General features: G+C 33.3%; 19 protein-coding genes. 5 read left to right on the forward strand and 14 right to left on the reverse strand.

Translation table 11 applies throughout. From position 1 onward, the window contains the following. Window positions 1–174, forward strand: coding sequence for a class III signal peptide-containing protein (locus MSWAN_RS07520; protein ID WP_013826027.1), 174 nt, complete (start codon window positions 1–3; stop codon window positions 172–174). 65 nt (window positions 175–239) lie between these two features. Here MSWAN_RS07520 and MSWAN_RS07525 read toward each other — a convergent pair whose 3' ends face one another. From MSWAN_RS07525 to MSWAN_RS07540, 4 genes are read right to left on the reverse strand one after another with little or no spacing between them, the layout of a single operon-like run. Beyond that, window positions 240–2,486: an STT3 domain-containing protein gene (locus MSWAN_RS07525; protein ID WP_013826028.1), complete on the reverse strand. Its 2,247-nt coding sequence runs from the start codon at window positions 2,484–2,486 to the stop codon at window positions 240–242. A gap of 19 nt (window positions 2,487–2,505) precedes the next feature. Beyond that, window positions 2,506–4,722, reverse strand: coding sequence for an STT3 domain-containing protein (locus MSWAN_RS07530; RefSeq protein WP_013826029.1), 2,217 nt, complete (start codon window positions 4,720–4,722; stop codon window positions 2,506–2,508). Between the two features lie 56 nt (window positions 4,723–4,778). Further along, the gene (locus MSWAN_RS07535; protein WP_013826030.1) at window positions 4,779–6,401 is read right to left on the reverse strand and encodes an ArnT family glycosyltransferase; all 1,623 of its coding nucleotides are present in this window, start codon (window positions 6,399–6,401) and stop codon (window positions 4,779–4,781) included. Window positions 6,402–6,414: 13 nt separating this feature from the next. Then, window positions 6,415–7,770, reverse strand: a complete 1,356-nt coding sequence (locus tag MSWAN_RS07540) for a hypothetical protein (protein WP_013826031.1) — start codon at window positions 7,768–7,770, stop codon at window positions 6,415–6,417. Window positions 7,771–8,040: 270 nt separating this feature from the next. Here MSWAN_RS07540 and MSWAN_RS07545 point away from each other — a divergent pair, with 270 nt between their 5' ends. Further along, a complete protein-coding gene (locus MSWAN_RS07545; protein ID WP_013826032.1) occupies window positions 8,041–8,685 on the forward strand; it encodes an acyltransferase in 645 nt (214 codons plus the stop codon). A 61-nt stretch (window positions 8,686–8,746) separates the two neighbouring features. On the opposite strand, the gene wecB is transcribed toward MSWAN_RS07545, so the two are convergent. Continuing rightward, window positions 8,747–9,835: a non-hydrolyzing UDP-N-acetylglucosamine 2-epimerase gene (wecB, locus tag MSWAN_RS07550; RefSeq protein ID WP_013826033.1), complete on the reverse strand. Its 1,089-nt coding sequence runs from the start codon at window positions 9,833–9,835 to the stop codon at window positions 8,747–8,749. A gap of 57 nt (window positions 9,836–9,892) precedes the next feature. Between wecB and MSWAN_RS07555 the strand changes: the two genes are divergently transcribed. Continuing rightward, window positions 9,893–10,837 carry a glycosyltransferase family 2 protein gene (locus tag MSWAN_RS07555; RefSeq protein ID WP_013826034.1) on the forward strand — a complete coding sequence of 315 codons (945 nt, stop codon included), beginning with the start codon at window positions 9,893–9,895 and terminating at the stop codon, window positions 10,835–10,837. Window positions 10,838–10,892: 55 nt separating this feature from the next. Continuing rightward, window positions 10,893–11,873, forward strand: a complete 981-nt coding sequence (locus MSWAN_RS07560; RefSeq protein WP_013826035.1) for a glycosyltransferase family 2 protein — start codon at window positions 10,893–10,895, stop codon at window positions 11,871–11,873. 43 nt (window positions 11,874–11,916) lie between these two features. Here MSWAN_RS07560 and MSWAN_RS07565 read toward each other — a convergent pair whose 3' ends face one another. From MSWAN_RS07565 to MSWAN_RS07595, 7 genes are all read right to left on the reverse strand, one after another. Beyond that, complete coding sequence (locus tag MSWAN_RS07565; protein ID WP_013826036.1) at window positions 11,917–12,630, reverse strand: class I SAM-dependent methyltransferase; 714 nt, start codon at window positions 12,628–12,630, stop codon at window positions 11,917–11,919. Next, window positions 12,627–13,808, reverse strand: coding sequence for a glycosyltransferase (locus MSWAN_RS07570; RefSeq protein WP_013826037.1), 1,182 nt, complete (start codon window positions 13,806–13,808; stop codon window positions 12,627–12,629). Before MSWAN_RS07570 ends, MSWAN_RS07565 begins: the two co-directional genes overlap by 4 nt. 77 nt (window positions 13,809–13,885) lie before the next feature. Continuing rightward, on the reverse strand, window positions 13,886–15,334 hold the full coding sequence (locus tag MSWAN_RS07575) for an oligosaccharide flippase family protein (protein ID WP_048188027.1): 1,449 nt from the start codon (window positions 15,332–15,334) through the stop codon (window positions 13,886–13,888). Window positions 15,335–15,369: 35 nt separating this feature from the next. Next, a complete protein-coding gene (locus MSWAN_RS07580; RefSeq protein ID WP_013826039.1) occupies window positions 15,370–17,091 on the reverse strand; it encodes a glycosyltransferase family 39 protein in 1,722 nt (573 codons plus the stop codon). A gap of 165 nt (window positions 17,092–17,256) precedes the next feature. Next, entirely contained in the window at window positions 17,257–18,987 is a 1,731-nt protein-coding gene (locus MSWAN_RS07585) for a glycosyltransferase family 39 protein (RefSeq protein ID WP_013826040.1), read from the reverse strand. Between the two features lie 229 nt (window positions 18,988–19,216). Further along, a complete protein-coding gene (gene yjjX / locus MSWAN_RS07590) occupies window positions 19,217–19,750 on the reverse strand; it encodes an inosine/xanthosine triphosphatase (RefSeq protein ID WP_013826041.1) in 534 nt (177 codons plus the stop codon). A 55-nt stretch (window positions 19,751–19,805) separates the two neighbouring features. Further along, on the reverse strand, window positions 19,806–20,273 hold the full coding sequence (locus MSWAN_RS07595) for a phosphopantetheine adenylyltransferase (protein ID WP_013826042.1): 468 nt from the start codon (window positions 20,271–20,273) through the stop codon (window positions 19,806–19,808). 292 nt (window positions 20,274–20,565) lie between these two features. On the opposite strand from MSWAN_RS07595, the gene MSWAN_RS07600 reads away from it, so the two are divergent. Continuing rightward, window positions 20,566–22,113, forward strand: coding sequence for a radical SAM protein (locus MSWAN_RS07600; protein ID WP_013826043.1), 1,548 nt, complete (start codon window positions 20,566–20,568; stop codon window positions 22,111–22,113). Window positions 22,114–22,125: 12 nt separating this feature from the next. Here MSWAN_RS07600 and MSWAN_RS07605 read toward each other — a convergent pair whose 3' ends face one another. Next, on the reverse strand, window positions 22,126–23,568 hold the full coding sequence (locus MSWAN_RS07605) for an amino acid permease (protein WP_013826044.1): 1,443 nt from the start codon (window positions 23,566–23,568) through the stop codon (window positions 22,126–22,128). Between the two features lie 513 nt (window positions 23,569–24,081). Then, the gene (locus MSWAN_RS07610; RefSeq protein ID WP_013826046.1) at window positions 24,082–24,441 is read right to left on the reverse strand and encodes a hypothetical protein; all 360 of its coding nucleotides are present in this window, start codon (window positions 24,439–24,441) and stop codon (window positions 24,082–24,084) included. Window positions 24,442–24,612 lie beyond the last annotated feature (171 nt).

Raw genomic sequence — 24,612 nt, forward strand, 5'->3', positions numbered from 1 at the left:
ATGTTGATTGATGAGAAGGGCCAGATAAGCGCTGAGATGATACTCTTGCTTGGAGCTATTTTAATAATTGTTATTGTAGCAGGGACATATATCTTTGGTATTTCCAAATCAATTGGAGATAACATAAGTGATGTTGTAAACACGGCAAGAGACTCCACAATCGGCAAGATGTAACTTCTAATTTCTTAATTTTTTTTAAAAATTTTTTTTAAATTTAAAAAATAATAAAAAAATAGTTATTAAGTGGTAGCTTTAGGTTCCCATAAGGCCACGTTCTCATTTTCATAGACCTGTTTAAAAACAGTAGAATTACTCCTTTCAAGCCACAATTTTGTGAAAGTTGAATTTTCAAACTGTTTATCTATAACAACAGTTTGCATAGTATCCATAAGAAGTATAACACAGAAACTACTATCTACATTGATATACTGCTTTTTAACATCACCTTTTGTAACGTTTATAAGACAGTACGGTGTTTGGCCGTTCCATGTCACGTTTCCTGTTTCTAAATTCATAGTCACATTGTTAGTTGTGTTTAAAATATTTTTGTTAACCTCCACATCACCATAGGAATAGTTGTAGTTTCCACTTTCCATTTTGTTGAAGTCCCATGTTCCAAACTGGAATATCCAGTACAACCCTTTCAGTCCATTGGTTACAAGTACAAAATGGTGAGGATTACTTGGATGAGTGTATTGCAACACATTTTCTGCAGATTCCTGGTTTAAATTGTAGTTATTCATGAGTATATTCAATGCAGTTGTCTTATTGACCCCTAAAATATTATTCAATATTTCAACACTTTTAGTTGTGTTTCCAGTGTACTTATCAAGGGTTATATAACCTAAATCTCCATTTGTAGCTATCATATTAAAAATACCTAAAGAAAGACTTTCATTATTTGTTACCAATGCTCTATCAATCCAATATTCCCTGGAAGTACTTGGAGATTGAGTTCCAAATGAGTATGCACTGTCAAACTGCCGTGATGGTAGCGTTTCAACATACGCGGTTCTGCCATCAAAAGCAACTGGTCTGTCGGCTATGGCTGAAAAAAAGTGTCCATAACTCCAACTTGTGATAACAACTGTATCGTTGGAAGTGTTGTTGTTGATCCATACTGCTGCATCCCACATATCATCGTTTACACCGGGAGTTAAAGTGGAGAAACTTTCATAAACATTTAAAACTGCAGGAACTGCAATAAGAAGCAGGACACACAGTGAAAGTATTTTGATCAGATTCTTCTTTCTTCTAAAAATATTGAATTTCTCACTTTTTTTAAGAAGACTCAAATAATCAGCAGCCAATCCCACCATAATTCCCGAACTCACAACAAGTGGAGGTATGAGAAGCATTATGAACCTTTCACCTTCTTTAAGGGAAAGAACTCCGATTAAAATCCATACTACTAATAAGGAATAAAAAAACCATGACATTCTGTTTAAAAAACGTTTTTTAAGTTTTTTATTTATCATAACTCTAAATATCCATAAAAGACCAAAAAGTCCCGTAAATAATGCAATTCCCACTCCAGATATCACTTCCTGAAGCGAAGGTTTTGTAAGTTCTGAAACAGATACATAAATATCCGGCCATGGTGACCAAGGTCCCTGGACACTAGATAAACTGAGAAGTTCAGCGGGGCTTGCAAAGAGTTTTAATATGTTCAAAAATCCTGTGAAAACCCCCACCAGTATCAATGTACCAATAGAGAACACAAGAAGAGTGCAAATAAGATTTTTAACTTCGTTACCCCTCAATTTTCTCCATAAAATGTAGATAGCACAAAATAACACGAGTAAATAAAACTGGTACTGCCATCCATTCCATGCAAGGGCAAATAAAAACATGGAAAATGCTGTTAAAATTGAAAGTCCCATCTGATTTTTGATGTTTTTACCCTGAACTGCCTCAACAAAGAGCCACGTAACCAAAAGTGGAAAGAAAACATTGAACATATCTGTGTCAAACCAGCCTGGAACTGTTCTCATAAAATATAATGGTGCCGTAACTGCCAGAATACCTGCAGCAGCAGCACCATACTCATTAGTGAACCTTCTCGTGAAGAAATAAGCCACAACCCCTGCAAGAGGTCCTAAAAAAGCAGGTAACCAGAAACAAACCGTTAGTAGAGGTATACTTGAAAACAGGTTTAAAAACTTGTAAACTAAAGCTGTTAAATATGCTATAAGTGGCGGATAATCCATTGGAACCCCCGAAGGGGCGTATGAGTGCCAATCCCATTGAGTACCATTTACTATGGCATCTCCCATGTAACCATGGTCAAGGTAGTTTTTAGTTAATCTGTAGTTGTAGTACGAGTCCATCTCATACATGTAAGGCAGCCCATTTTGATCCTGATAAAAAGCTTTCTCACTGGTTGGAATCCCTGTAATATGGGTAGTTTCAACCCTAAGGATAAATCCAAGTAAAAATATAATCAGAATAACTGCCATTGTAATTGCTAATCTCTTTTTGGACATTTTTCGCCTCTAATAACCATTATGTGGATTCCCAAACTATTACATTCTTATTTTCATAAACAGATTTAAAATATGTGGTGTTGCTCTTTTCTACCACCAACCTTGAGAACAGAGAATTTTGAAACTGCTTACTAACAACAACTGAGGCGTTATCATCCATGTTAAGAATCACACAGAAATCACTGTTTTTATCAAGATAATGTTTTTCAAGCTTACCACCAGAGACCAACATGACACAGTAGGGCATATTATTGTTCCATGTTAAATTACCAGTTTTTAGGTCCATTAAAATTCCATCATCCGTAGTTAACGTGCTGTTAGTTTCATGTATGTTGCCGTAAGAATATGTAAGGTTACTGCCTTTTAACTGGTTGAAATCCCATGATCCAAAATAAAGCGTCCAGTAACCATCATTTATCATGGAATTATATGTTACAAGTACAAATGGACGTGGATTATCAGGATGAGTATATTTTAAAATATTATCTGCTTGTTCTGGGTTTAGATTGTAATCTTTAATAAGTATCTCTTTTGCAGTTTCTTTATCAACACCCAGTATGTTATTTAAGATTTCAACAGTTTTTGTGGTGTTCTGAGTGTAGGTGTCCAAAGTTAAATAGCCAGCATCGCCACTTGTAGCAATCATTCGAAAAATACCCAGTGCCAACGTTTCATCGTCTGTTGTATATGCCTTATCCATCCAGTACTCCCTCGAAGTACTCGGAGATCTATCTCCAAAAGCATAAGCACTATCATAATTTCGAACGGGCATGGTTTCAATGTAAGCCAACCTACCATCGAAGGATGTAGGGCGGTCAGATATGGCCGTGAAAAAATGGCCGTATATCCAGCTGGATATAACCACAGTATCATTTTGGGTGTTGTTGTGAATCCAGACCCCTGCATTCCACATATCATCATTCATCCGAGGGTTTAAACTAGAGAAATTATCGTATATTACCATGACAGAAGGTAGAGAGATTAAAATTAATATTGAAATCATAAGTAGGTGTTTAAAATTTTTGCTCTTAGGATTTTTTAGAACACTTGCACAGACTCCAACAGAAATTCCAGTTATTACTGCTAAAGGTGGAATAACCATTAATATGAATCTGATGCCTTTTATAAGGGCAAAAAAGCCAGTTATGGTCCATAAAACAATGAATAGGTATGTGGACCAGTTCAACTTATCTAAATATGTTTCATGCCATTTTTTATTACTTAAAACCACTGCAAGAGCTAGAATTCCAAAAATACCCAATCCAAATAAAGCTGGGCCAACCCCTGATATTAAAGCACCTAATGACGGAGGTTGAAGCTCAGAAATTAAGCTATAAACATCTGGCCATGGAGTCCACTCTCCAGTACTGCTAAATATACCTAAAAGTTCCTTAGGACCTAAAATGAAATTTAAAACGTTAAAAAATCCCGTGAAAATGTATATGAGTAATAATGATACTGCAAAAAATATTCCTGCAACTGCTGAAAAGTTTTTAATGCTGTTTCCCTTTATTTTAATGAATACACCATAAAAAACACAAAACAGGACTATGGTGTAGAATAGGTACTGCCAGCCGTTCCATGCCATTGCAAAAAGGAACATAGAAAATGAGGATAACAACGCAAAAAAACTCTTCATTTTAATGTTTTTGCTCTGTAAAGCTTCCAAAAAAAACCAGACAATAAGGAGGGGAAATACTATGTTGAACATGTCGGTGTCAAACCAACCTGGAACTGTTCTCATAAAATAAAAAGGTGCCGTTACTGTTAATATTCCTGCAGCAACAGCCCCATACTCATTTGTAAACCTTCTCACAAATAGATAAGCAACCACTCCACCAATTGGGGCAATAAATGCAGGCAACCAAAAGCATGCCGCCATTAAAGGCACATTTGCAAATAAATTTAAAAATTTGTATACAAATGCCGTTAAATAGACTATAAGTGGAGGGTAGTCCATAGGAACCCCTGAAGGAGCGTAAGAATGCCAATCCCATTGAGTACCATTTACTATGGCATCTCCCATGTAACCATGGTCAAGGTAATTTTTGGTTAGCCTGTAGTTGTAGTAAGAGTCCATGTCGTACATGTAGGGAAGACCGTTCTCATCCTGGTAAAACATCTTTTCATTGTCCGGAATCCCTGATAGATGGGTTGATTCCAGCCGAAGGTAAAATCCTACTGAAAATATCAGTACAATTATAATTAGGATGAACATTAATTCTTTTTTTGACATGTTAATCTTTTTTAGTTCGATTTAAAGGTAAAATGTATGGTTTAATTAAATGGGATTTAATTCTCTCCATTACGCTTGTATATTTTCAAACCCTGTATTTCATCGTTGGTTATTTCCATGTAACCCGGTAATGTAATGTTATCATGATCATCCCAAACAAAGTAGTAATCAATGTTGTTAGCATCCAATTCTCCTTGTAAATCCTTTGAGTTTTCGTTTTTCTTGGTTAAACCATAATATTTACAATTTGAGTAGTAAGCAATACACAGCATTTCTCCCCATTTCTCACTAGCAATATCTTTATCCCATTCATTGTTTGAAGCAAGGTTTCCATGTATTCCATAATCATCTTTTAGATTGTTGCTCAAAATATAAACGTTATCCTCACTAGTGGCAAACAAATTTAGTTCATATATGGGTTCCATTACAAATGATAGGATTAAAACAATTAACAAGATATTTCTTAAAGTTGAATTGAGATTCTTATTTTTGTACAAAGTATCGATCAAATAGAAACCCATTAACATTAACAAGATGAATATGAGAAAATAATACCTCCATTCTGGAACAATAAGGCAGTATCCACCGACATAAATGAACATTGTTATCAGTAGATAGATTAATTTATCTTTTGAGGCTTTTTGAGATTTTGATTTCAATATGAAAAGTACAGCTGCAACTATTATTACAACAGCTATTAAGAAAAATGATTCGATTATTTGGGTTGTGTAAAGAATGTTTGCCCAGATGAGTTTTAATTCATATTCAAAGGATCCCACCGAATCAAATGGACTCCACTTAACCATGTTAATGGTTGAAGGATCGTCCCAGATACTAATGGAACTGTTGTATGGAGGTTTTAACAAACCCATATAATAAATTGGATGTGCTGCGTGTTCTATAGGATTTACAGCATAAACTGGACCCACCAAAGCCTGGTTATGTTCGCCTGAAGTTGAAATAGTTAGTTTTCCGTATTTTTCGCTTATTGTACCTGCCCACAATCCACCTATAACAAAGAACACAAAAAGACCTAAAACCATATTTTTAAGCACATTCCTCCTTTTTTGACTGTTCAAACCCTTAAAATAATAAATTAGATTAAATAAAATGAAATGGGCAAGAAAAAAAGGAAACGCAAAGCTCTTTGTTAAATAAGCCAAAGCACCAAGAAAACCGCACAAAACACCATTAAACCACTTATCAGAATATTCTGGGTCGAATATGATGGCCAAATAGTAAACAAGGACACACACTAACAATAAATCTGGTGTATTGTACATTAAGGAGAAATATAAAATGACAGGTACCAGAGAAAATAGTAATGCTCTTTTAACCACCTTACTCAGTCCAAATGTACGAGATAGTCGGTTTACACTAATTATGGTGAAGAATCCTATGATTATAGATACAATTTTCGATACATAAACTGCATAAAGCGGTGTGGAACCTAATAATAAAAAAGGCGTCATTAACCATGAATAAAGGGGGCTCCAATAACCATTAATAGCATCTCCCCATTTACCCACAGCATACTCATGGGCAATATTGATATAGGAAAGCTCATCTCCCCCGGTTTTATATTGGTAATAATGTAAATATAGAACTGTCAATAAGGAATATAATATCAAAACAATTATTAAATCCCAATTTTTCTTTAAAAAATACTTATTTTCCATTTTGTTACCTATTTTAGTTAGAGACCTTTATTTGTGCAATAGTCCTATTATTAAAATCATTGATTAAAACGTATCTGTCTGACTGGTAAACATTGATTTTCTGGTGTTGATCAGCAAAGCCTCTTGTTGCCCCATATATTCCATCAGGATACATTCCATTGGAGACTTTTCTGCCTGTCATCCAAGCAATCTTTTCTGCAAGATCATTTTGGGCCCATAAAACATCATTTTTATTCGTATTATCTTCAATATAATATTTTACAGGAGCATAATCCCATTCAAATGGATAATTTAGAGCATTCCATCCCATACCGTGTTGATTTGGTAATTCCGCTGAAAAGATTGTAACTCCTAACAGTGAGAGACCCAAAAACATCAAAAGGAAAACAGATGAAAGTAGTGGCCTGTGAGTTTTAGATATGTGATTGTAACCCATTTGCACAGTTAGACCAGAAAGAATTGCCAAAGGCAATGCTATGAATTCTAAAGACCTTAAAAAGTCTCCGTTAAATCCAAATAAGCTGAATCCAACTACTGTTAAGATATAAGTAAGGTACAACTTGAATTGTTTGTTATCCAATTTATACAATAGGTAAAGTCCAATAGTTCCCAGTAACAAAATGGACAGGAATATTAAAAAGGAATAAGATGCAGGATTAACACTTATAAATTTAGGATTGACAAATGAATAAAAAATACCTCCAGTAACCAATCTGTTACTAAAATAAATCCAGTATCCAACCCAAAAAAGCCAGGAAGGTAAAAGAAGAGCAATTATTTTTAGGTTTTTTTTGTCTTTATAATTATCTACAATGAACAAGGGTATAAAACTAGCTAAAGCAGTCATATGAGTCCATAAAGCCAATAAAGACATTGCAAAAGCCTTTTTTTTATCCTGAGGAATATAATAAATGGTTAATACTGCTAAAATTGGCACATAAGTTGCAGGAATAGCTGCGATAAGAGTTGAAGGTGCAGGGATAAACAGTGCAAAGAAACCTGCAAAGAAACCTGCAAAAACGCCGTACCTTTTATTAGCTATCCAAGATGCTACGCCAACTGTTAATAAAACTTGTATTATGCACATAAAAGATTGTGCGAATCTAACACCTCCCAAATACCAAACAAAAGCATAAACTACGTGGAACAACGGTTGGTGCCAAATAGGTCTTCCCATAGGATAATAAGTAATATTATCCCAAAAAAGACCTTGAAGTGGATTTTGAAGTATTTCCATAGCTCTTGCCAAATGGAAATCAGTGTCGCCCCCAACAGGAAATAGATAATAAGGTCTGAGGATCATTAATAAAAAAATTAAGATTAATGGAGCAAATGGAGTAACCATTTTAACTTTATCAATAGTTTTCATATAAACACCGTTAAAAATTTATTTAATCCTTCTTTAGGAATATGAGATAATAGGACCTTTAAATTTAAACTAATATTATGAACATAACAATATTGTGACATTTAATATATTTTAGTTGTGTATCAATAACTAAATTAATAAAAAGAATTATAATATGGCACAGGAAATATTAAAATTCATTAATACACATAAACGAAAGAAACAATAAAATTGTAGACTATCCTATTAAAATATTAAATAATAAATCTCCAATTTTAAACAGAGGGTAAAATGTTGCCTTTCAAAATCTCAGGAAATGGAAATATGGCGAAAATAAAAAGTTTATTTTTTGGATCAGAAGTTCAAAATGTTGTTGAGAGCTCCAAATTTCAGGAAAATATAACCATCGGCCTAAAATATAAAGTGAGATCTAAACCTCCTTTAATTGGAAAAAATTCTCTTATAAGGTCCAATTCAATTATATACAACGATGTGGAAATAGGAGACAACTTCCAAACTGGACACGGAGTTACCATCCGAGAAAAAACTAAAATAGGAGACAACGTCCTTGTTGGAACCAATTCTATTATAGAAGGACACTGTTCAATAGGGGACAACGTCAGTATACAGTCCAACGTATATATTCCCACAAATACCATTATAGAAGATTATGTATTTATCGGACCATGTGCCTGTTTTACAAACGATAAATACCCTATAAGAGTGGATTTTGATCTTAAAGGACCTGTAATCAAAAGAGGTGCATCCATTGGCGCCAATTCCACATTTTTATCCAATGTAAAAATAGGAGAAGGAGCCATGGTAGCTGCTGGGGCCATTGTTACCCATGAAGTACCACCATTCTTCCTGGCAATAGGAGCCCCTGCAAAAATAAAACCCCTTCCAAAACATCTTAAAACTTTGAACAATATTTGATCCAACTCTTAAATTTCAATAAAGAATTTATTACACCCTATTAAAGAAGTATTTTAACAGTTTACTGTTTAAAAATTAATTCCGTCTTTAAAATGGAAATAATGTTCTCAGAAGCTCCTTCTTTAATATATGCCTTTATCTGTTTCATATCATCTAATTTTCCTTCATTATTCAACAGATCAACCACATACTCTGCTATTTTTCTTTGATCAGTTCCTAGAAGCATGTTTTTACCAAGTTCCACGTAGGACATCCATTCGGTGTTATCCCTCAAAATCAGACACGGTACATTTAAAACTGCAGCTTCTTCCTGTACTCCTCCTGAATCTGTCATAACAAACTTTGAGTTGGCCAGTAATCCCATGAAATCTTTATATCCTAATGGATCCGTTAAAATTAAATTATCATTTATCTGAATTTCATATTCATCAATAATATTTTTGGTTCTTAAATGAACAGGAAATACAACCTTTAGTCTATCTGTAATTGTATTTATAGCATTTAAAATCTCTTTTAATTTTTCATGGCCTGTATTTTCTTGCCTGTGAATGGTTAATAATGCATAATTTTCCTTTTCAAGTGAAAAATCATTGAGCTTGTCTTGATTGAATAGTTTCATGGCGCGTAAACAGGCATCTATCGATGTGTTACCCACAAGATAAATTTTTTCACGAGGGACCCCTTCAGCAACCAAATTGTTAAAGGCCTTTTTATCAGGTGCAAATAAAAAATCAGAACAATGATCAACTAAAGTACGGTTTATTTCCTCCGGCATTTTCCTGTCAAAGGATCTGCAGCCCGCCTCAACATGTACAACCTTGATCTGAAGTTTGGAAGCAGTTATTGCACCTGCAAAGGTTGAATTAGTGTCCCCCTGCACCAGAACAACGTCCGGTTTTTCATTCAAAAGCACCTCCTCCAATTTCATGATCATTTTCCCTGTCTGCTGGGCATGAGTACCTGATCCAACGTTGAGAGTGTAATCACAATCTCTGAGTTTCAGATCCTCAAAAAATATTTCATCCATAGTGTAGGAGTAGTGCTGGCCAGTATGAATTAAAACTTGTTCAAATTCTTTATCCAAAAGTGGGATCAACGGTGAAAGTTTAATTATCTCAGGCCTCGTTCCAAGAATTGTTGCAATTTTCATGTATATCTGTGGATATTTTGGAAAAGGATATATAATAAGTCTTCCCCAACAAGTAACATGAGAATTTCTGTTATAATACCCATGTACAATGAAGAAGACAATGTTTTACAAACATTGACCCAAGTTAAAGCTGCCATGAAAAATTATGGAGATTACGAAATTCTGGCGGTAAACGACGGAAGCAAAGACAACACCTTAAAATTAGCAGAAGATTTTGCATCTAAAAATCCGCAAGTGCGTGTTCTAAAGAATCCTGTGAACATGGGGATGGGCAGAGCGTTAAGAACTGGTTTTGAAAATGCAACAGGAGATATAATTGTCACAATCGATGCGGATCTGAGTTATAATACGGATCATATCCTTAAGCTTGCATCTGAATTGATAAATGATGAAAGCTTAGATATGGTTCTTGGTTCCCCTTACATGGAAGGTGGAGAAGTTAAAAATGTTCCATTTGTAAGGTTGTTCATAAGTAAAGTGGCCAACATATTCGTTGGATTTTCAATTCCAGGAGATTTAAGCACAGTCACCAGTGTTTTACGAGCCTACAGAAAAGAAGTTCTGGATTCGTTGGAACTAGAATCAAACGGTACAGAAATCAACCTTGAAATTTTATCAAAAGTTAATGCGAACCATTTCAGAATAAAAGAGGTTCCTGCAGTGCTTGAAGGAAGAAAGTTAGGCCAGTCCAAACTTAAGTTCAGAGCAAAAACCATTACCCATGTTTTATTTTCATTTTATGAAAAACCAATGATGTTATTTGGTATGATCGGGTTGATTTTATGTTTTATTGGATCAATAAGTGCCGTATATCTGTTTTATCAGTATCTAATGGGCACTCTTGATCCTACAAGACCTTTAATGCTGTTCATGGTGCTCATGTTAGTATCAGGAATACAAGTCCTTATCTTTGGATTTGTTGCAACACAGATAAGCCTTCTTAAAAAGGAGATGTATATAATTCAAAAGGAGAATAGATTGATGAGGAAAAGGTTTAAATAATAAATATAAATCTTTTTTAGTAAGTATTAATTCATAATAAACATCAGGTGGTATCATGGATAATCCAAAAGTTTCAATAATAATTTTAAACTGGAACGGATGGAAAGATACCATAGAATGCCTTGAATCAGTTTATCAGATTAACTATTCTAACTATGACATAATCCTTGTAGATAATCATTCTAAAGATAAATCAATCAGACAAATAAAAAATTATGCCGAAGGAAAAATAAAAGTAAAATCTAAATTCTTCGATTACAATTCAAAAAATAAACCTATAAAAATTATTGAATATTCAAAAGAAGAGTCTTTAAAGACTGATGAACCTCAATCTAAAGATTTAAATTCCTGTACCAAACTCATACTTATAAAAAACGAAAAAAATTACGGTTTTGCCGAAGGAAACAATATTGGAATGAGATATGCACTTAAAAACTTAAATCCAACTTATATTTTACTTTTAAATAATGATACTGTGGTTGATAAAGAGTTTTTGGGAGAATTGAGTAACACCGGAGAAATTGATAAAAATATCGGAGTTATGGGGCCAAAAATTTGTTATTATAATAAACCAAACAAATTATGGTCCGTAGGCCGTAAAATAGAATGGTGGAGTGGTTATTTGGGATTTATCAATTCAAAATTTGTCAAAGAAGTTGATTGGGTGAGTGGTTGTGCTCTCTTCATACGTTCGTCTTTAATAAAAAAAATAGGGTTATTAGATTCAAAACTTTTCTTTGGGTGGGAAGATATTGATTATTGTATTAGAACTACAAGATCTGGCTTAAAAGTAATTTACAACCCAAACTCAGTGATAAAACATAAAATAAGTAAGTCTCGGGAAAAACTCTACAAAAATAAATTATTAACACATTATAATCGAATTAAGAATCGATTCTTTTTTTTAAAAGTTTTAAGGAAATATTCCTTATTATATCAAAGTATCTCCCAGTTCATTATATTTTTCTTAGTATATTTGCCATTAATTGGTTTGATAATGCCTTTATACAGTTCTTTTTCAAAAATTTTAAAATAAACAGTTTACAAATTACTAAAAATTTTATTTAAATTTCTTTTTATTACTCTTTTTGAGCTACTAAAATAAGATTGGGAGTTAATATTTCCGGTGCTTTTCCGTTATTTATAATATGAGCAATACTTATAACTTTATAAAAAATAGATCTAATTATATTAGCAATGCGTCTTTTAAACCCAAATTTAGCATAGACTTCTGGAACTAAAGCTATATTTATAAAACCAGCAGCATTCATAATTTGGGATAAAGTTACTTCTGTAAAACCCATTTCATGGGTGAAATCTTGGTATCTAAAACTCAAACCAAAAAGATTGTTCATATTGGGAGTTTTTATAATAATAACTCCTTTACTTTTTAAAGAAGTGATCACATAATCCAATAAAATCATTGTATCTTTTTTTTGGATATGCTCAATAACATCATTCATTATTATAGTATCATAAATGGATTCACAATTTTTTAAATAATCAAGTACATTTGCAGTTTCTACATTTTCAGTAAAATTTCTTCTGCAAAATTCTATCTGATTTTCTTCTATATCTATTCCAAAAAAATTTGTATATCCCTTCTCTTTTAAGTAATATAAGAAGTGTCCCATTCCACAACCCACATCTAATATTTTAACATTTCGATCCTTTGGTAAGAATTGCCCATAATTAGTTTCATAACTCCGAGCAGCAATTTCATACTGTTCATTTGAAGGTTCATTCAGCCGTGTAAGATAATCCAAATAATTATCTGATATTTTTCCATTCATTTATTCACCATATAACTGTATAATTCTTTTAAGACTTTTATTTTATCTCCCATATCAAAATGACTATTTCTTATTATCTCATATGATTTATTAGCAAAATCATTTCTTAAGTTTTTATCCTTTGTAATAATCTTCAATTTATTAGTTAATTCATGTTCATCATTAGAAACCACAACAAATCCATTTAAACCATTTTCAATTATTTCAGATATTCCTCCAACATCAGTAACTAAAACCGGTATTTTACAAGCCATAGCTTCTAAAACAGATAAAGGAAAACCTTCAGTATGTGATGGAAGAACAAAAACGTCTGCCATTTGGTAGTAACTATGAATTTCAGCATGTGGAACAGTACCAATGAGCATTACATAACTTTTCAAACCCAACTGAGAAATCTTCTTTTTGATTTCATCTTTCTTAAGTCCCGTTCCAACCATCATAAGTTTTACATTTTTATTTTCTTTATTTATCCCATAAAATGCATCAACAAGCTCAAATATGCCCTTAAACGTGTCCAAATACCCAACAAAAAGTATTAAAAGTTCATTTTCTTTAACTCCATATTTATGGCGAAGCTCCATGTTTTTAAAAGGTTTAAATCTGTTTGTATCCACGGCATTCCTTAAAATAACGATTTTATCTTTAGTTATACCCAAAGATTTCATTGTTTCTGCAAGATCTCCACTAACTGCTATTGCTTTGTCACAGTGCTTCAAAGAAAATGAGATTAAATGTCCATAAATGGATTTTGCATCAAAATTGTTGATGTCCATACCATGAGCTGTTATAAAAGATGGGCAACCCATAATTTTCGCCACGATAACTCCTATCAATCCTGTAGGAATAACTGAATGTGCATGGATGATGTTAATTTTATATTTTTTAATTATTTTGACTAAATTGAAAAACAGTGAAATTACGTAAGTTAAAAGCCTTAAATTATCTTTTAATCCTTTAAAATGAACAAGAGCCCTGAATTCTTTTGGTTCCAACCATCTAAACCTGTGAACGTGTATTCCATCCATAATTTCTTCATAAGGTATTCCATGATTATGTTGAGTAAGCACATGAACTTCAATTCCATTTTCAACAAGTTTTTTTGCTTCATCATACACAAAAGAACCGTAATAATCTCCTTTGTATTTTGGAAACATTGTTGGAACAATACATAATTTCAAGGTTTACACTCCTCTTAAGATCATAAAAATATTATTTGAATATAATGTTATAAACTCGTATAAACATGCACCATAAATTAAGAACTTCTTTGAAGTAATTCCTTAAAGAATTCTATCTCTTTATTGTTAATGCCTTTTAATATAATGATAGCTGCAACATAAACAACAGCACACAACCCAACAACAATCAAAATATTTAGAACTCCTTCAGGATTAATTAAAACAATTATGGAAGACATTAAGATTGAAGCAACAACACTTTTCAGTACAAATCCAAATTTAAATCTAAAATTAAAGTATTTAATGGAGTAGTGGAGAGTAACTGCAAAGGCAAAAAGGTAGGAAACTAATGTGACCGCAGCAGCAGCAAGAATTCCAAAATGTGGAACCATTACAATGTTTAAGGTTAAGTTCAAGACAGCTGCAATAATCCATATAGTACCAATGATTTTGGTCTTTTTTTCCAATATGAGTATATTATTTATGATTTGATAAATCCCAAATATTAAAGTACCTAAAATGATAAAAGGAGTTACCAAATACCCATTTAAAGTTATAGTTGGTGTTGTGAGTATTGAAAGTATTGGTTTCGATAAAAGTGACAAACCAAATAAGGATGGTATCGCCAAAAGAAGGAAATATTTCAGAGAATAATTTATAAAAGTTCGAACTTTATCCATTTCTTGTTTATCATAGTACTCTGGGAGAACAGAAGGCAAAATTAAAGAAAATGGTGCTAAAAGTAGAATAACAGTACCTAATGTATAACTAGGTGCATAATACCCTACAAACGCCGCCCCCAATAAAATAGAAATCACATAACGATCACTGGATTCAACCACCCAATAAGACATGTTACTTGGAATAGTTGGTACTCCAAAAGCTAGATATTGCTTAAGACATTTGAAATTTGGAATTTTAAACCCAATTTCAGTTATTATATCATAAATCATCACAAAAAAAAAGATTAAATAAGTTATTAAAAGTCCAATTAGCACACTAAACAAATCATGACCAGATAACGTAAGATAAACTGCAAACATCACTGCAAGATAAGTTTGAGAAAGTGTAAACAAAGAATACTTTCTTATCTGCTGGAATGTTCTATAATAATTAAGAAAAACTGAATTAAAACATGCAAAGAATATTATAAATGCCATTAAATTTGCAATCGCGATATTACCATCAAAAAGCCCTACAGCAATTGGTTTTGAAAATATTAACAATATAATGAGTATTATGGAGATTACAAGTAAAGTTACGGAAATTATGGAATAGAATCCTTCTTGTATCATCTCTTTATTTTTTTCCGCAGCCAAAAATCGGATCATAGATGGGAGTAATCCCACAGTTGCTATGTTCGTTAGTAACGCTACGGTTACACCTACTTGAATCCAAATTCCATAACCCACAGCTCCAAAACTCTTTGTTAAAACCGGGATCAGCATTAATGTGCTTAATGCTACAAGAATACTTGTTGCACCCATCAATCCAAGTCTCTGGACAAAAATTTTGTACGCATTCAAAGTTTCACCCACTGTGAGAAAAAAAATCTTATGTCCTATGGCTTTTTTTCATATATAACAACATAACCAAACTGTTTAACAGTTTTGTATGATGTTAAATTCAACCCTTTATTTATACAGAAATAATAATCTACATTATTATTCTTTAAATGTTGGTTAAATGCTTTGCTATCCTCTGGACTAAAATTATAATCTTTAACTCCACCAGAATATGATTGATTATCCTTAAAAATCAACATCAGTTTCACATTGGTCTTTAAATACCATCCAGAATATGGGGACACGTCAGAATATATTGTTTTATTCTTGTAGTCAGGATCATAATTTACAAACCATTCGCTTGCTGAAGCAACATTATCATCCAAAACTTTAAGATTAGTGTTTGCCTGTTTAACACTCGGTAAATATGAAATTGTAGATGCTAATATCATTATAGTCAAAATCAAAGCAAATATTGGAAACATTAAATTCCTGTTTTTGACTTTAAATTTCAATTTCCCTGTAACACCACTCAATCCCAAAATAAGGAAATATGCAACTGCTGGAGCCATTGTGACAAAATATCTATTGTCTTTTATTACAAAGACACTGTGGAATATGAAAAACGCCATAAACCAAGCAAAGAACAATAGATGAATATCCATATCTTTTATATTAAGATTTTTGGAGAGATCATAGAACACATAACACATAACAAAGAAAATTACTTCACTTAACATGTAAAAAATCTGTCCAAATGTTCCAACAAATGTTAATAAAAATACCAAAAATATGGCTAATTTTATTTTTATGTTGGAGCTTTCAAAATTAAAAATAAAAGACAACTTTTTTTTATCTCGGGATTTCCTCAAATTAAAACCCGCATAAATTATAATCCCCAATAGGATTATTAAGATAACTGCAACACCCTGAGCCCCTATATAAGAGGGTAAGTTTTCCAGGAAGTAGAGTAAATTGGTGTTATATGAAAAGTTTTCAGGCGAAATAGGTGTTGATGTGGATGTTAAACCAAAAAAGGCTATAAATGTATATAGTGGGTTGCCAAATTTTTGATAAGAAAATATAAGTACTGGAATTATGAACAAAAGTGATGCAACAATCCCTACTGTTATATCCTTAATTTTTTTAGTTATATCTCTATTTATCAAAATATACAAAAACATTGGGAAAATCATAAGAGCTGCAGGATACCTCGTTAAAAAAGCAAACATCACAAATGGAAATGATAAATAAAAAAACTTTGAATTCTTTTTGACAGCTAAAACTGTGAAATAAAAAGCCCAAATTGATAAGGAAACACTAGGAATATCTGAAAGACCAACACCAACAAATGAAATTACAATTGGAAATGTTGCATATAATAAACTACCTAAAAAGCTTTCAATCTCATTGAAACGGAGTTTTAAAAGTAAGTAAAATCCAATAACTCCAAAAATGAACATAACACCATCCACAACGAAAATTGTTGTTGGAGATGCATATCCTAACCTGAAGAAGATTGAAGTTATGAATGGTAAAAGAGGTGGTCTGGTTAAATCAGCATACCCCATCCCTTGACCTGCAAAAACCAATGCATCTGATAGAAAATCGTAAGTATCCCAGACGGGACCTATCTCTATTTGAATTAATACACGGTAATAAGTGATTAAAGTTACAATCAAGGTTAATATAAAAAGGAAAATATAAGGAGCATATTTCTTCAGAGGGCCATCTAGTTTCCCAAATTTCTTTTTTAAACTGTTTTCAGAATTATCCAAATGAACCACCAATAATAATTTCCTTTAAAATTAATTGTCTATAAAAATTCTTTTATTTTTTTTCAGTTATAACTCTAACGCAATGGATCAAACATCGGCTAATTACTATAATAAAAATCAAAAAATTACATCGTATCACTACTTCCAAAACGTGAAAATTAAATTTTAAGTGCTTTGATTTATTTTTTCATACACAATCACATTCCCAAACTGCTTAATCTGTTTGTATGATGTTAAATTCAAACCCTTTCGAATTGAGAAGTAGTAATCAGCATTATTACCCTCCAAATAATTGTTGAAATCCTTTATATCATTCTGATTAAAAGTTTGATCCTTAACTCCACCAGAATATGATTGGTTATCCTTAAAAACAGGCACCATTTTTACATTGGTCTTTAAATACCAGCTGAAATTGGGCCACAAATCTGAATAAATTGTTTTATTTTTGTAGGCAGGATCATAGCTTGCCAACCATTCAGTTGCTATAATTATGTTCTCATCAGTAATTTTGGTGTCATTGTTTGCCTGCTGAACTGTAGGCAAGTAAGATGCTGTGGATAAAAGTAAAATTAAAGTCAAAACTACTGCAATTAATGGGAATGTAATATTTCTATTTTTAATTTTAAATTTTAATCTATCTGAAACTCCACTCAATCCTAGAATCATGAAATAAGCCACTGGTGGGGCCATTACAACGAAATATCTATTGTCCTTGATCATATATACACTGTGGAATATGAAAAACGCCATGAACCAGGCAAAAAATAGGATGTGGAGATCCATATCTTTTATATTAAGGCTTTTTGAAAGGTCATAGAACATGTAACAGGCAGCAAAGAATATTACTTCACTCAGCATGTAAAAAATCTTGCCAAACGTTCCAATAAATAGTAGTAATAAAAGTGCCAGCAGAATCAACTTTAATTTTGTACCAGCAGTTTCAAGGTGCAGTCCACTAAATAACTGCCTTTTATCTTCAGATTTCCTTCTTAACTTGAGTATACTGTAAATCAGAATACCCACTACAATTATTAGTATAACTAAAACACCATCGAACCCTATAAAAGCAGGAAATTTGTCTATGAAGTAGAGTAAATTAGAATTATATGATGCATTTTCCGGTGAAAGTGGAACTGAAGATGAAGTTGCACCAAAAAAAGACATGAAAGGGTAGATCATGTTTCCGAATTTTTCATAAAAGAAAACAAAAACAGGGACAATTGCTAAAAGTGCGCAGAAAATTCCTATAAATATGTTTTTGAAGTTTATTTTATCCCTATTCATCAGGATATAAAGTGCAATTGGGAATATTATGAGTGCAGAATTGTACCTTGCCAAAAAAGCAAACATTGCAAATGGAAATACTAAATAAAAGAACTTAGAATTCTTTTTAACAGCTAAAACCAGGAAATAAAATGTCCAGATCGTAAAAGAAACACTTGCAAGATCTGAAAACCCACAGCCCAGAACTGCAATGACAATTGGAAAGGTGGAATATATTAAAGCACCTAAAAAGCTTTCAATATCATTAAAACGGAGCTTTAAAAGTAAATAGAATCCAATAACCCCCAAGACAAACAGAACACCGTCAACAACAAAAATTGTGCTGGTGGAAATGTATCCCAATTTAAAGAAGAGGGAAGTTATGAATGGGAAAAGGGGTGGTCTTAACAAGTCTGCATAGCCCATACCCTGCCCTGCATATACCAGTGCATCTGAAAGAAAGTCACAGCTATCTGAAAGTGGACCAATGTCCATTTGAATTAATACACGATAATACGTGATCACACTTACAATCAACGTCAATAGAATAAGTGAAATGTAAGGAGAGTACTTATTTAGAGCACTATAAAATTTATTAGATTTGTTTTCTAAGCTTTTATCATAATTATCCAAAAGAAACCACCAATTCTAGTCTTTGATCTAGTCTTTTGTTCTTTTCAGATATAACTCTAACGAGCGGGGAATATGGTGAATAGACATGAAAATATATAGTGCTTGAGGTGATCAGAATGCAAAAAATGTGGAAAAAAAGATCCTAAAATAAATTTTAATATCTTCCTAAAATATCATTAAATACTAAAATTTAATCCCAATCCCAAAAATAAATCCAATAAAACCTATTTTAATCCTTAAAATAAACTTCTTCATTCATCCTGGGAATCATCGCAGTCAAAACGCATTGCTCGGTATTTTCTGTTCTGTCAAGCATTCCCCTGGAAAGATAGCTGACCGCACCTGCCTTCTCTCCAAGGTCCTCAACACCAGTCACCTTATCCATAACATCTCCAACTTCAACGCCATTTAAAACTTCTTCTATAACCATCGGAGGGTATTCAAACCCGGAACTCACACCCAAAGTTATTTTATCCCCATCAAATACTGCACACCACTGCAAGTCTATGTATCCTGTTATTGAATTGGGGGTTTCCATAAGTCCAGATTCAATGCCAACTGAGAGGTCAAATTCACCAGTAGAATATGCATTTTTTGCCCTGTTTATGGCGCCATTTATGGTCTGATCCAATCCAAAAGGCTGTGATGGTACTTGGGAATCTGCATCCACTGAAAGAACTTCCAAATCTTCATAGATCTTCTCTAAAATGTTTTTAGTGGCTTTGACCTTCACAGGATTTTTAGATCCAACTGCAACTTTCATAAGATCACACGATTAAGTTTTATTTCATTTATAACTAAAAAATATGAAAAATACATTAATATTCCTTAATAATTGTACCAGTCCTGTCTATTTCACCTTTACGTATTCTGGTGGATGAAATTGGTTTTCCATCCTCTGCAAGCACCATATGAATGGTTATGATATCAATCGGTTTCATTCCCTTCTCTTTTCTTATTCTGTTTATCTTGAAGGCTGTTGGTTCTGTTTCCTCACTTACAACTATGGCATCAATATCCTCGTCATCTATAGTTGTGCCGTAGGGTTCGTTCAATTGTTGAATATCGTAGTTTATATGTTTATTCTCAAGTAATCCTTTTAAATTAGACATTCTCACATTGCAAGGGTCAATTTTACCCTTTAATCCTCCAAATGCATTTGAAGTAACACCTATAACAACGTAACTGCCAAGTTCAAATGCTGTGTCAAGGAGCTTCCTGTGACCCTTGTGGAATTTATCAAAAGTTCCACCTACAGCCACTTTTTTGTATTGATCAGGTTCCATTTATTTTACCTTTTGATGATTTTTGATATAATTAAGTCGTAATTCAGTAAATACTAACAAAATTATATTTAATTATTAATTCCATTTCACTATACGTTTACAAAATATAACTATTGAAAATTGTTTATTTTTATATTAGTTTATTTTTGATTATTTTAGATTATCTTATTTAGTTTCCAGATTATTATTTCATTGAATATGTGAATGGATCGATGAAATGGATACTATGAAAATATTGTCAAAGAGATTTGAAATAGATATCTTGATTATGTTTTAGGTTAGATTATAAATTATGCTACGAGAACGAAACGTGGTCCTGAAAAATCCAAGGGATGTTGATGTAAGATTTGCATCATGCTACCCCAACCTTTACAGGAGCGCAATGTCTTCACTGGGTTTCCACATTCTCTACGACTTTTTAAACTCACGTGAGGATACCTACTGCGAGAGAGTTGTCTATCCCTACTCTAAAAGCTTTGAATCCAACACTTACCTCAAAAAATTTGACATCGTGAGTTTCTCCCTCCAGTACGAGCAGGACTATTTCAACGTCCTTGAGATGATGGATAAAGGAGGAATTCCCCTTCGAAAAGAGGATCGAACATCCGATGACCCCCTCATAATTGCAGGAGGGCCTTGTGCAAGTTCAAATCCCCTCCCAATGAGCAAATTCATGGATCTTTTCATTGTTGGAGAAGCTGAGGTTATCTTAGATGATGTTCTCGACAAGTACCTGGAACTGGACAACCCCAGAAAGGACATTGATGCGTTTCTTGACATTGAAGGAGTTTACCTGCCGGATAATCCCGTGAAAATAGCTGTGGTTGAGGATATGAAAGATGCATGGCACCCTTTAAGGCAGATCATACCTGAAACTGATGATAAACAGTTCATGCCCGCTTTTGGAAGGTCATTTCTTCTGGAAGTATCAAGAGGGTGCACCAGAGGCTGTAGGTTCTGCATGGCCGGGTGTATCTACAGACCAAGGCGTGAAATGCCAGTAAAAAAACTTTTTGATATTGCAGAGAAGGGCCGGCAGGCCACAGGACTCAACAGGATAGCTTTGATAGGTGCAGCAGTTTCAGACCATTCCCGGATAGAAGAGCTCTGCATGGGATTACATGAGAGGGGTTTTCAGGTTACAACACCCTCTTTAAGGATAGAATCCATCTCAACAGAACTGCTTGAAATACTTCAGGAGAGCGGACTTAAAACCATTACCATAGCCCCAGAATCAATATGGAAAATCAGAAAAGTTGCTAACAAACCTATAACCGATGAAAAGATAGTTGAAACCATAAAAACCGCTTTTAAGGACAAAATGAATGTTAAACTTTATTTCATGCTGGGTTTACCAACAGAAACTATGGAAGATGTTGAAGATCTGTCCATATTAATAAAAAGACTGACAAAAATGGCAGATAGAAATAAAGCTGTAAGAATAAGCGTAAATCCATTTATACCCAAACCAAATACCCCCTTCCAGTGGGCAGGATTTGATTTCAACGATATAAAATCCAAGATCGATTACTTAAGAAAACTTAATTTAAAGTCGTTTAAAATTGAAAATCCGAAAACATCCCTTGTACAGTACGTTTTATCAAACGGTGATTCAGATTTAGGGGATGTGATCGAAAGATCATGGCGAGACAGGGTTTCAATTGCAGAGTGGAAGAAACTTGCAGTCAGGAGAGATCCAGAAAGCGAGCTTCCATGGAAAAACATAGATGTTGGGGTTAAAGAGGAGTTCCTTCTTGAAGAATATGAAAAAGCCATCAAAGGAGATATAACTCCATGGTGCGAGACCTTTGGCTGTTACAACTGCGGTGCATGCAAATGAACTTGAAAAAAATTAACTTAAGAAATTAAAAAGCATAAAAACTGTTCTTTTCCTTAATCTGTTCAAAAAATTATAGAGATGTCTTAAAAAATGGGCTAAAGCCTTTTCAGGATACATGAACCATTTTGAAAACAGACCTCTTCCCAGAACCATATCCCTTTTCACAGCTTTGATCTCTTCTCCTGTAGCATATCTCCAAAATATGGGTATTCCCAATGCTATAAATACGGCCCCTATAATTATTTGATTCAAAGCACATTGGGTCATCATATAAATACATATAACAATTCCTAAAGCGGGTATTATCTTGGGAAGCCGTATTCCGCCTTCAAACTTCTTCCTCAAAGGAAAAACAGATACACATGTTAACAGGTAACAAAAGAGAAGTGTGAACACCGAAAGAACTATAAGTTGATTTATGGTTCCGAATATAGCTGCTACAAGAGTTATGCTGTTTTGTACAAACAATGAAACGTATGGTGTACCGTATTTTGGATGTACCTTTGCAAATGCATGGGGTAAAAGACCGTCTCCTGCCATTGCATAGGGTATCCTTGCTGATGATAAGATTCCTGCTTCATCAGATCCTGAAATAGAAAATAAAGCACCTAAAGCCAATAAAATGGCCCCTATACTCCCCATAACAGCATATCCTGCCAGTGCAAGTGGTGCAGAGGATGTGGCAAGTTCTTTCCAAGGAACAACACCTAGGATCACGAAGTTGGTCAATACATAAAATAAGGTTACAATACCCATCCCCATTAATATGGCCCGGGGAATGGTTTTTTTTGCATTTATTATTTCATCTGAAGGTACTGTTACAAGTTCAAATCCCACATAAGCCCAGAATATCAGTACAAGGGCGCTTCCAAAACCTCCAAATCCAAGGGGAGATATTGGTGTGAAATTGGATATGAGCTGTGAAGGTTGAAGAATAAAAAATACGACCCCGATTAAGGTCAATATGAAAATTGGTGCAATTTTTAAAACAGTTAATATATCGTTAATTTTTCCTGCTTCTTTAACGCCTCTGTAATTTACAAATGTTAAGAAGAGGACAAATAAAACTTTTATTATTATCTGTTCCCAAAAGGGCATGGCCTGGTAAAAATATCGTAGATATGCCACAAATGCCAGGGGAAATACTGCTATCGCACTCCACTCCGCTATCAAAAGGGACCATCCAACCAAAAAACCCGTAAGATCACCAAAAGCTTCTCTTGCATAAGCGTAAGGTCCTCCAACCCTTGGAATTATTGAGGAACATTCAGCGAAACACAAGGCTATGATTATTGCCATTAACCCTGCAGTTATCCATGCAAAAATGGATGATGGACCTAAAAATCCGGCTCCAAAAGATGCAGCAATGTAAATATCTGCCCCAACTATGGTTCCAACCACCAGACTTACCACATCAAAAAGACCCAGTGAGCGCTTCAATCCAGAATCAGTCATAGTTTCTTTTAAGTACGCTTGTGTATATATAAACTTCTCAACTGCTCTTGGACTTTTAGTATATGTAAGCGTACCACAAATCTTAAAAGAGGCATGTTTATGGATGAAAAAGACGAAAAAACTTAAAAACTGGTTTATAAAAAAGGATTATGGCAAAACAACACAAACAAGTTATAAGCAAGCTTTAGATCTACATACAATAAATCTTTATCTTTCATTCATACTCTCATTTTATGATTCAAATGATATACTCCCTCCAAAATAGACAATATAAAAGTTAAAGAAGTTAAAACTGAAGAGCTTAAAAAATATGAAGCCGTTATGGACAAGTTTGAGGAGATGGAGAAATAAATGGAAGATTATGGGGAATTAAAACCAGTAATGGGAGCTTTCATGGAAGATGAAGAGATTCAAAAAGTTGAGGAACGATTAAATGACAAATAAGAGTTATATATTCAAATATTCTTTTTGTTTTTTGTCAAAGTTTACCGATACAAAAAGAAATAAAAATCATTAAGTTCTTGTTTTGTTAGTTTTAAGTAGGTTTTCTCCAAGTTTAACTGCGTTTTCATTCATTTTATTAATTCTTTTAATTATATCATTCTTATTTTCCAGTAGGACTGTGATGTACCTTTGGTGTTGAGTCAAACTTAGATTTCTAAAACAAATAAATTCATTACTTCCTTTATTTCCTATAGAAATAACGTTAAGACCATCGTTGGAGTTTCCTATTTTTAATATATAATCTCCCGGTAATTCAATCAAATCTCCAGTTTTAACATTCTTTGAAATAATTCTTCTAAGCTCTTCTAATTCTCTAAAAATTTCTCTTTCAACTTCTTTTCTTTTTTTAAAATAATTTACATTCTCCATTTTTTGTGGACTCCTATGATTTAATAAAATATATATCTCTTCATCAGCATCCCCTTTCCATATTAATTTTTTTCTTGATACCTGTTCATAATTTATTTATATTAAATTTAAGATATTTCAAGTGGTGAGTATTATTTTAAATTCGATAACTAAAATCGAAATAACTTTCCA

It is taken from the genome of Methanobacterium paludis (assembly GCF_000214725.1).
Lineage (GTDB): Archaea > Methanobacteriota > Methanobacteria > Methanobacteriales > Methanobacteriaceae > Methanobacterium_C > Methanobacterium_C paludis.

Excerpts from the sequence above, each read along its gene's own strand:
- MSWAN_RS07520 (WP_013826027.1), top strand. The coding sequence starts at position 1 with ATGTTGATTGATGAGAAGGGCCAGATAAGCGCTGAGATGATACTCTTG.
- MSWAN_RS07525 (WP_013826028.1), bottom strand. The coding sequence starts at position 2,486 with ATGTCCAAAAAGAGATTAGCAATTACAATGGCAGTTATTCTGATTATA.
- MSWAN_RS07530 (WP_013826029.1), bottom strand. The coding sequence starts at position 4,722 with ATGTCAAAAAAAGAATTAATGTTCATCCTAATTATAATTGTACTGATA.
- MSWAN_RS07535 (WP_013826030.1), bottom strand. The coding sequence starts at position 6,401 with ATGGAAAATAAGTATTTTTTAAAGAAAAATTGGGATTTAATAATTGTT.
- MSWAN_RS07540 (WP_013826031.1), bottom strand. The coding sequence starts at position 7,770 with ATGAAAACTATTGATAAAGTTAAAATGGTTACTCCATTTGCTCCATTA.
- MSWAN_RS07545 (WP_013826032.1), top strand. The coding sequence starts at position 8,041 with ATGTTGCCTTTCAAAATCTCAGGAAATGGAAATATGGCGAAAATAAAA.
- wecB (WP_013826033.1), bottom strand. The coding sequence starts at position 9,835 with ATGAAAATTGCAACAATTCTTGGAACGAGGCCTGAGATAATTAAACTT.
- MSWAN_RS07555 (WP_013826034.1), top strand. The coding sequence starts at position 9,893 with ATGAGAATTTCTGTTATAATACCCATGTACAATGAAGAAGACAATGTT.
- MSWAN_RS07560 (WP_013826035.1), top strand. The coding sequence starts at position 10,893 with ATGGATAATCCAAAAGTTTCAATAATAATTTTAAACTGGAACGGATGG.
- MSWAN_RS07565 (WP_013826036.1), bottom strand. The coding sequence starts at position 12,630 with ATGAATGGAAAAATATCAGATAATTATTTGGATTATCTTACACGGCTG.
- yjjX (WP_013826041.1), bottom strand. The coding sequence starts at position 19,750 with ATGAAAGTTGCAGTTGGATCTAAAAATCCTGTGAAGGTCAAAGCCACT.
- MSWAN_RS07595 (WP_013826042.1), bottom strand. The coding sequence starts at position 20,273 with ATGGAACCTGATCAATACAAAAAAGTGGCTGTAGGTGGAACTTTTGAT.
- MSWAN_RS07600 (WP_013826043.1), top strand. The coding sequence starts at position 20,566 with ATGCTACGAGAACGAAACGTGGTCCTGAAAAATCCAAGGGATGTTGAT.
- MSWAN_RS07605 (WP_013826044.1), bottom strand. The coding sequence starts at position 23,568 with ATGACTGATTCTGGATTGAAGCGCTCACTGGGTCTTTTTGATGTGGTA.
- MSWAN_RS07610 (WP_013826046.1), bottom strand. The coding sequence starts at position 24,441 with ATGGAGAATGTAAATTATTTTAAAAAAAGAAAAGAAGTTGAAAGAGAA.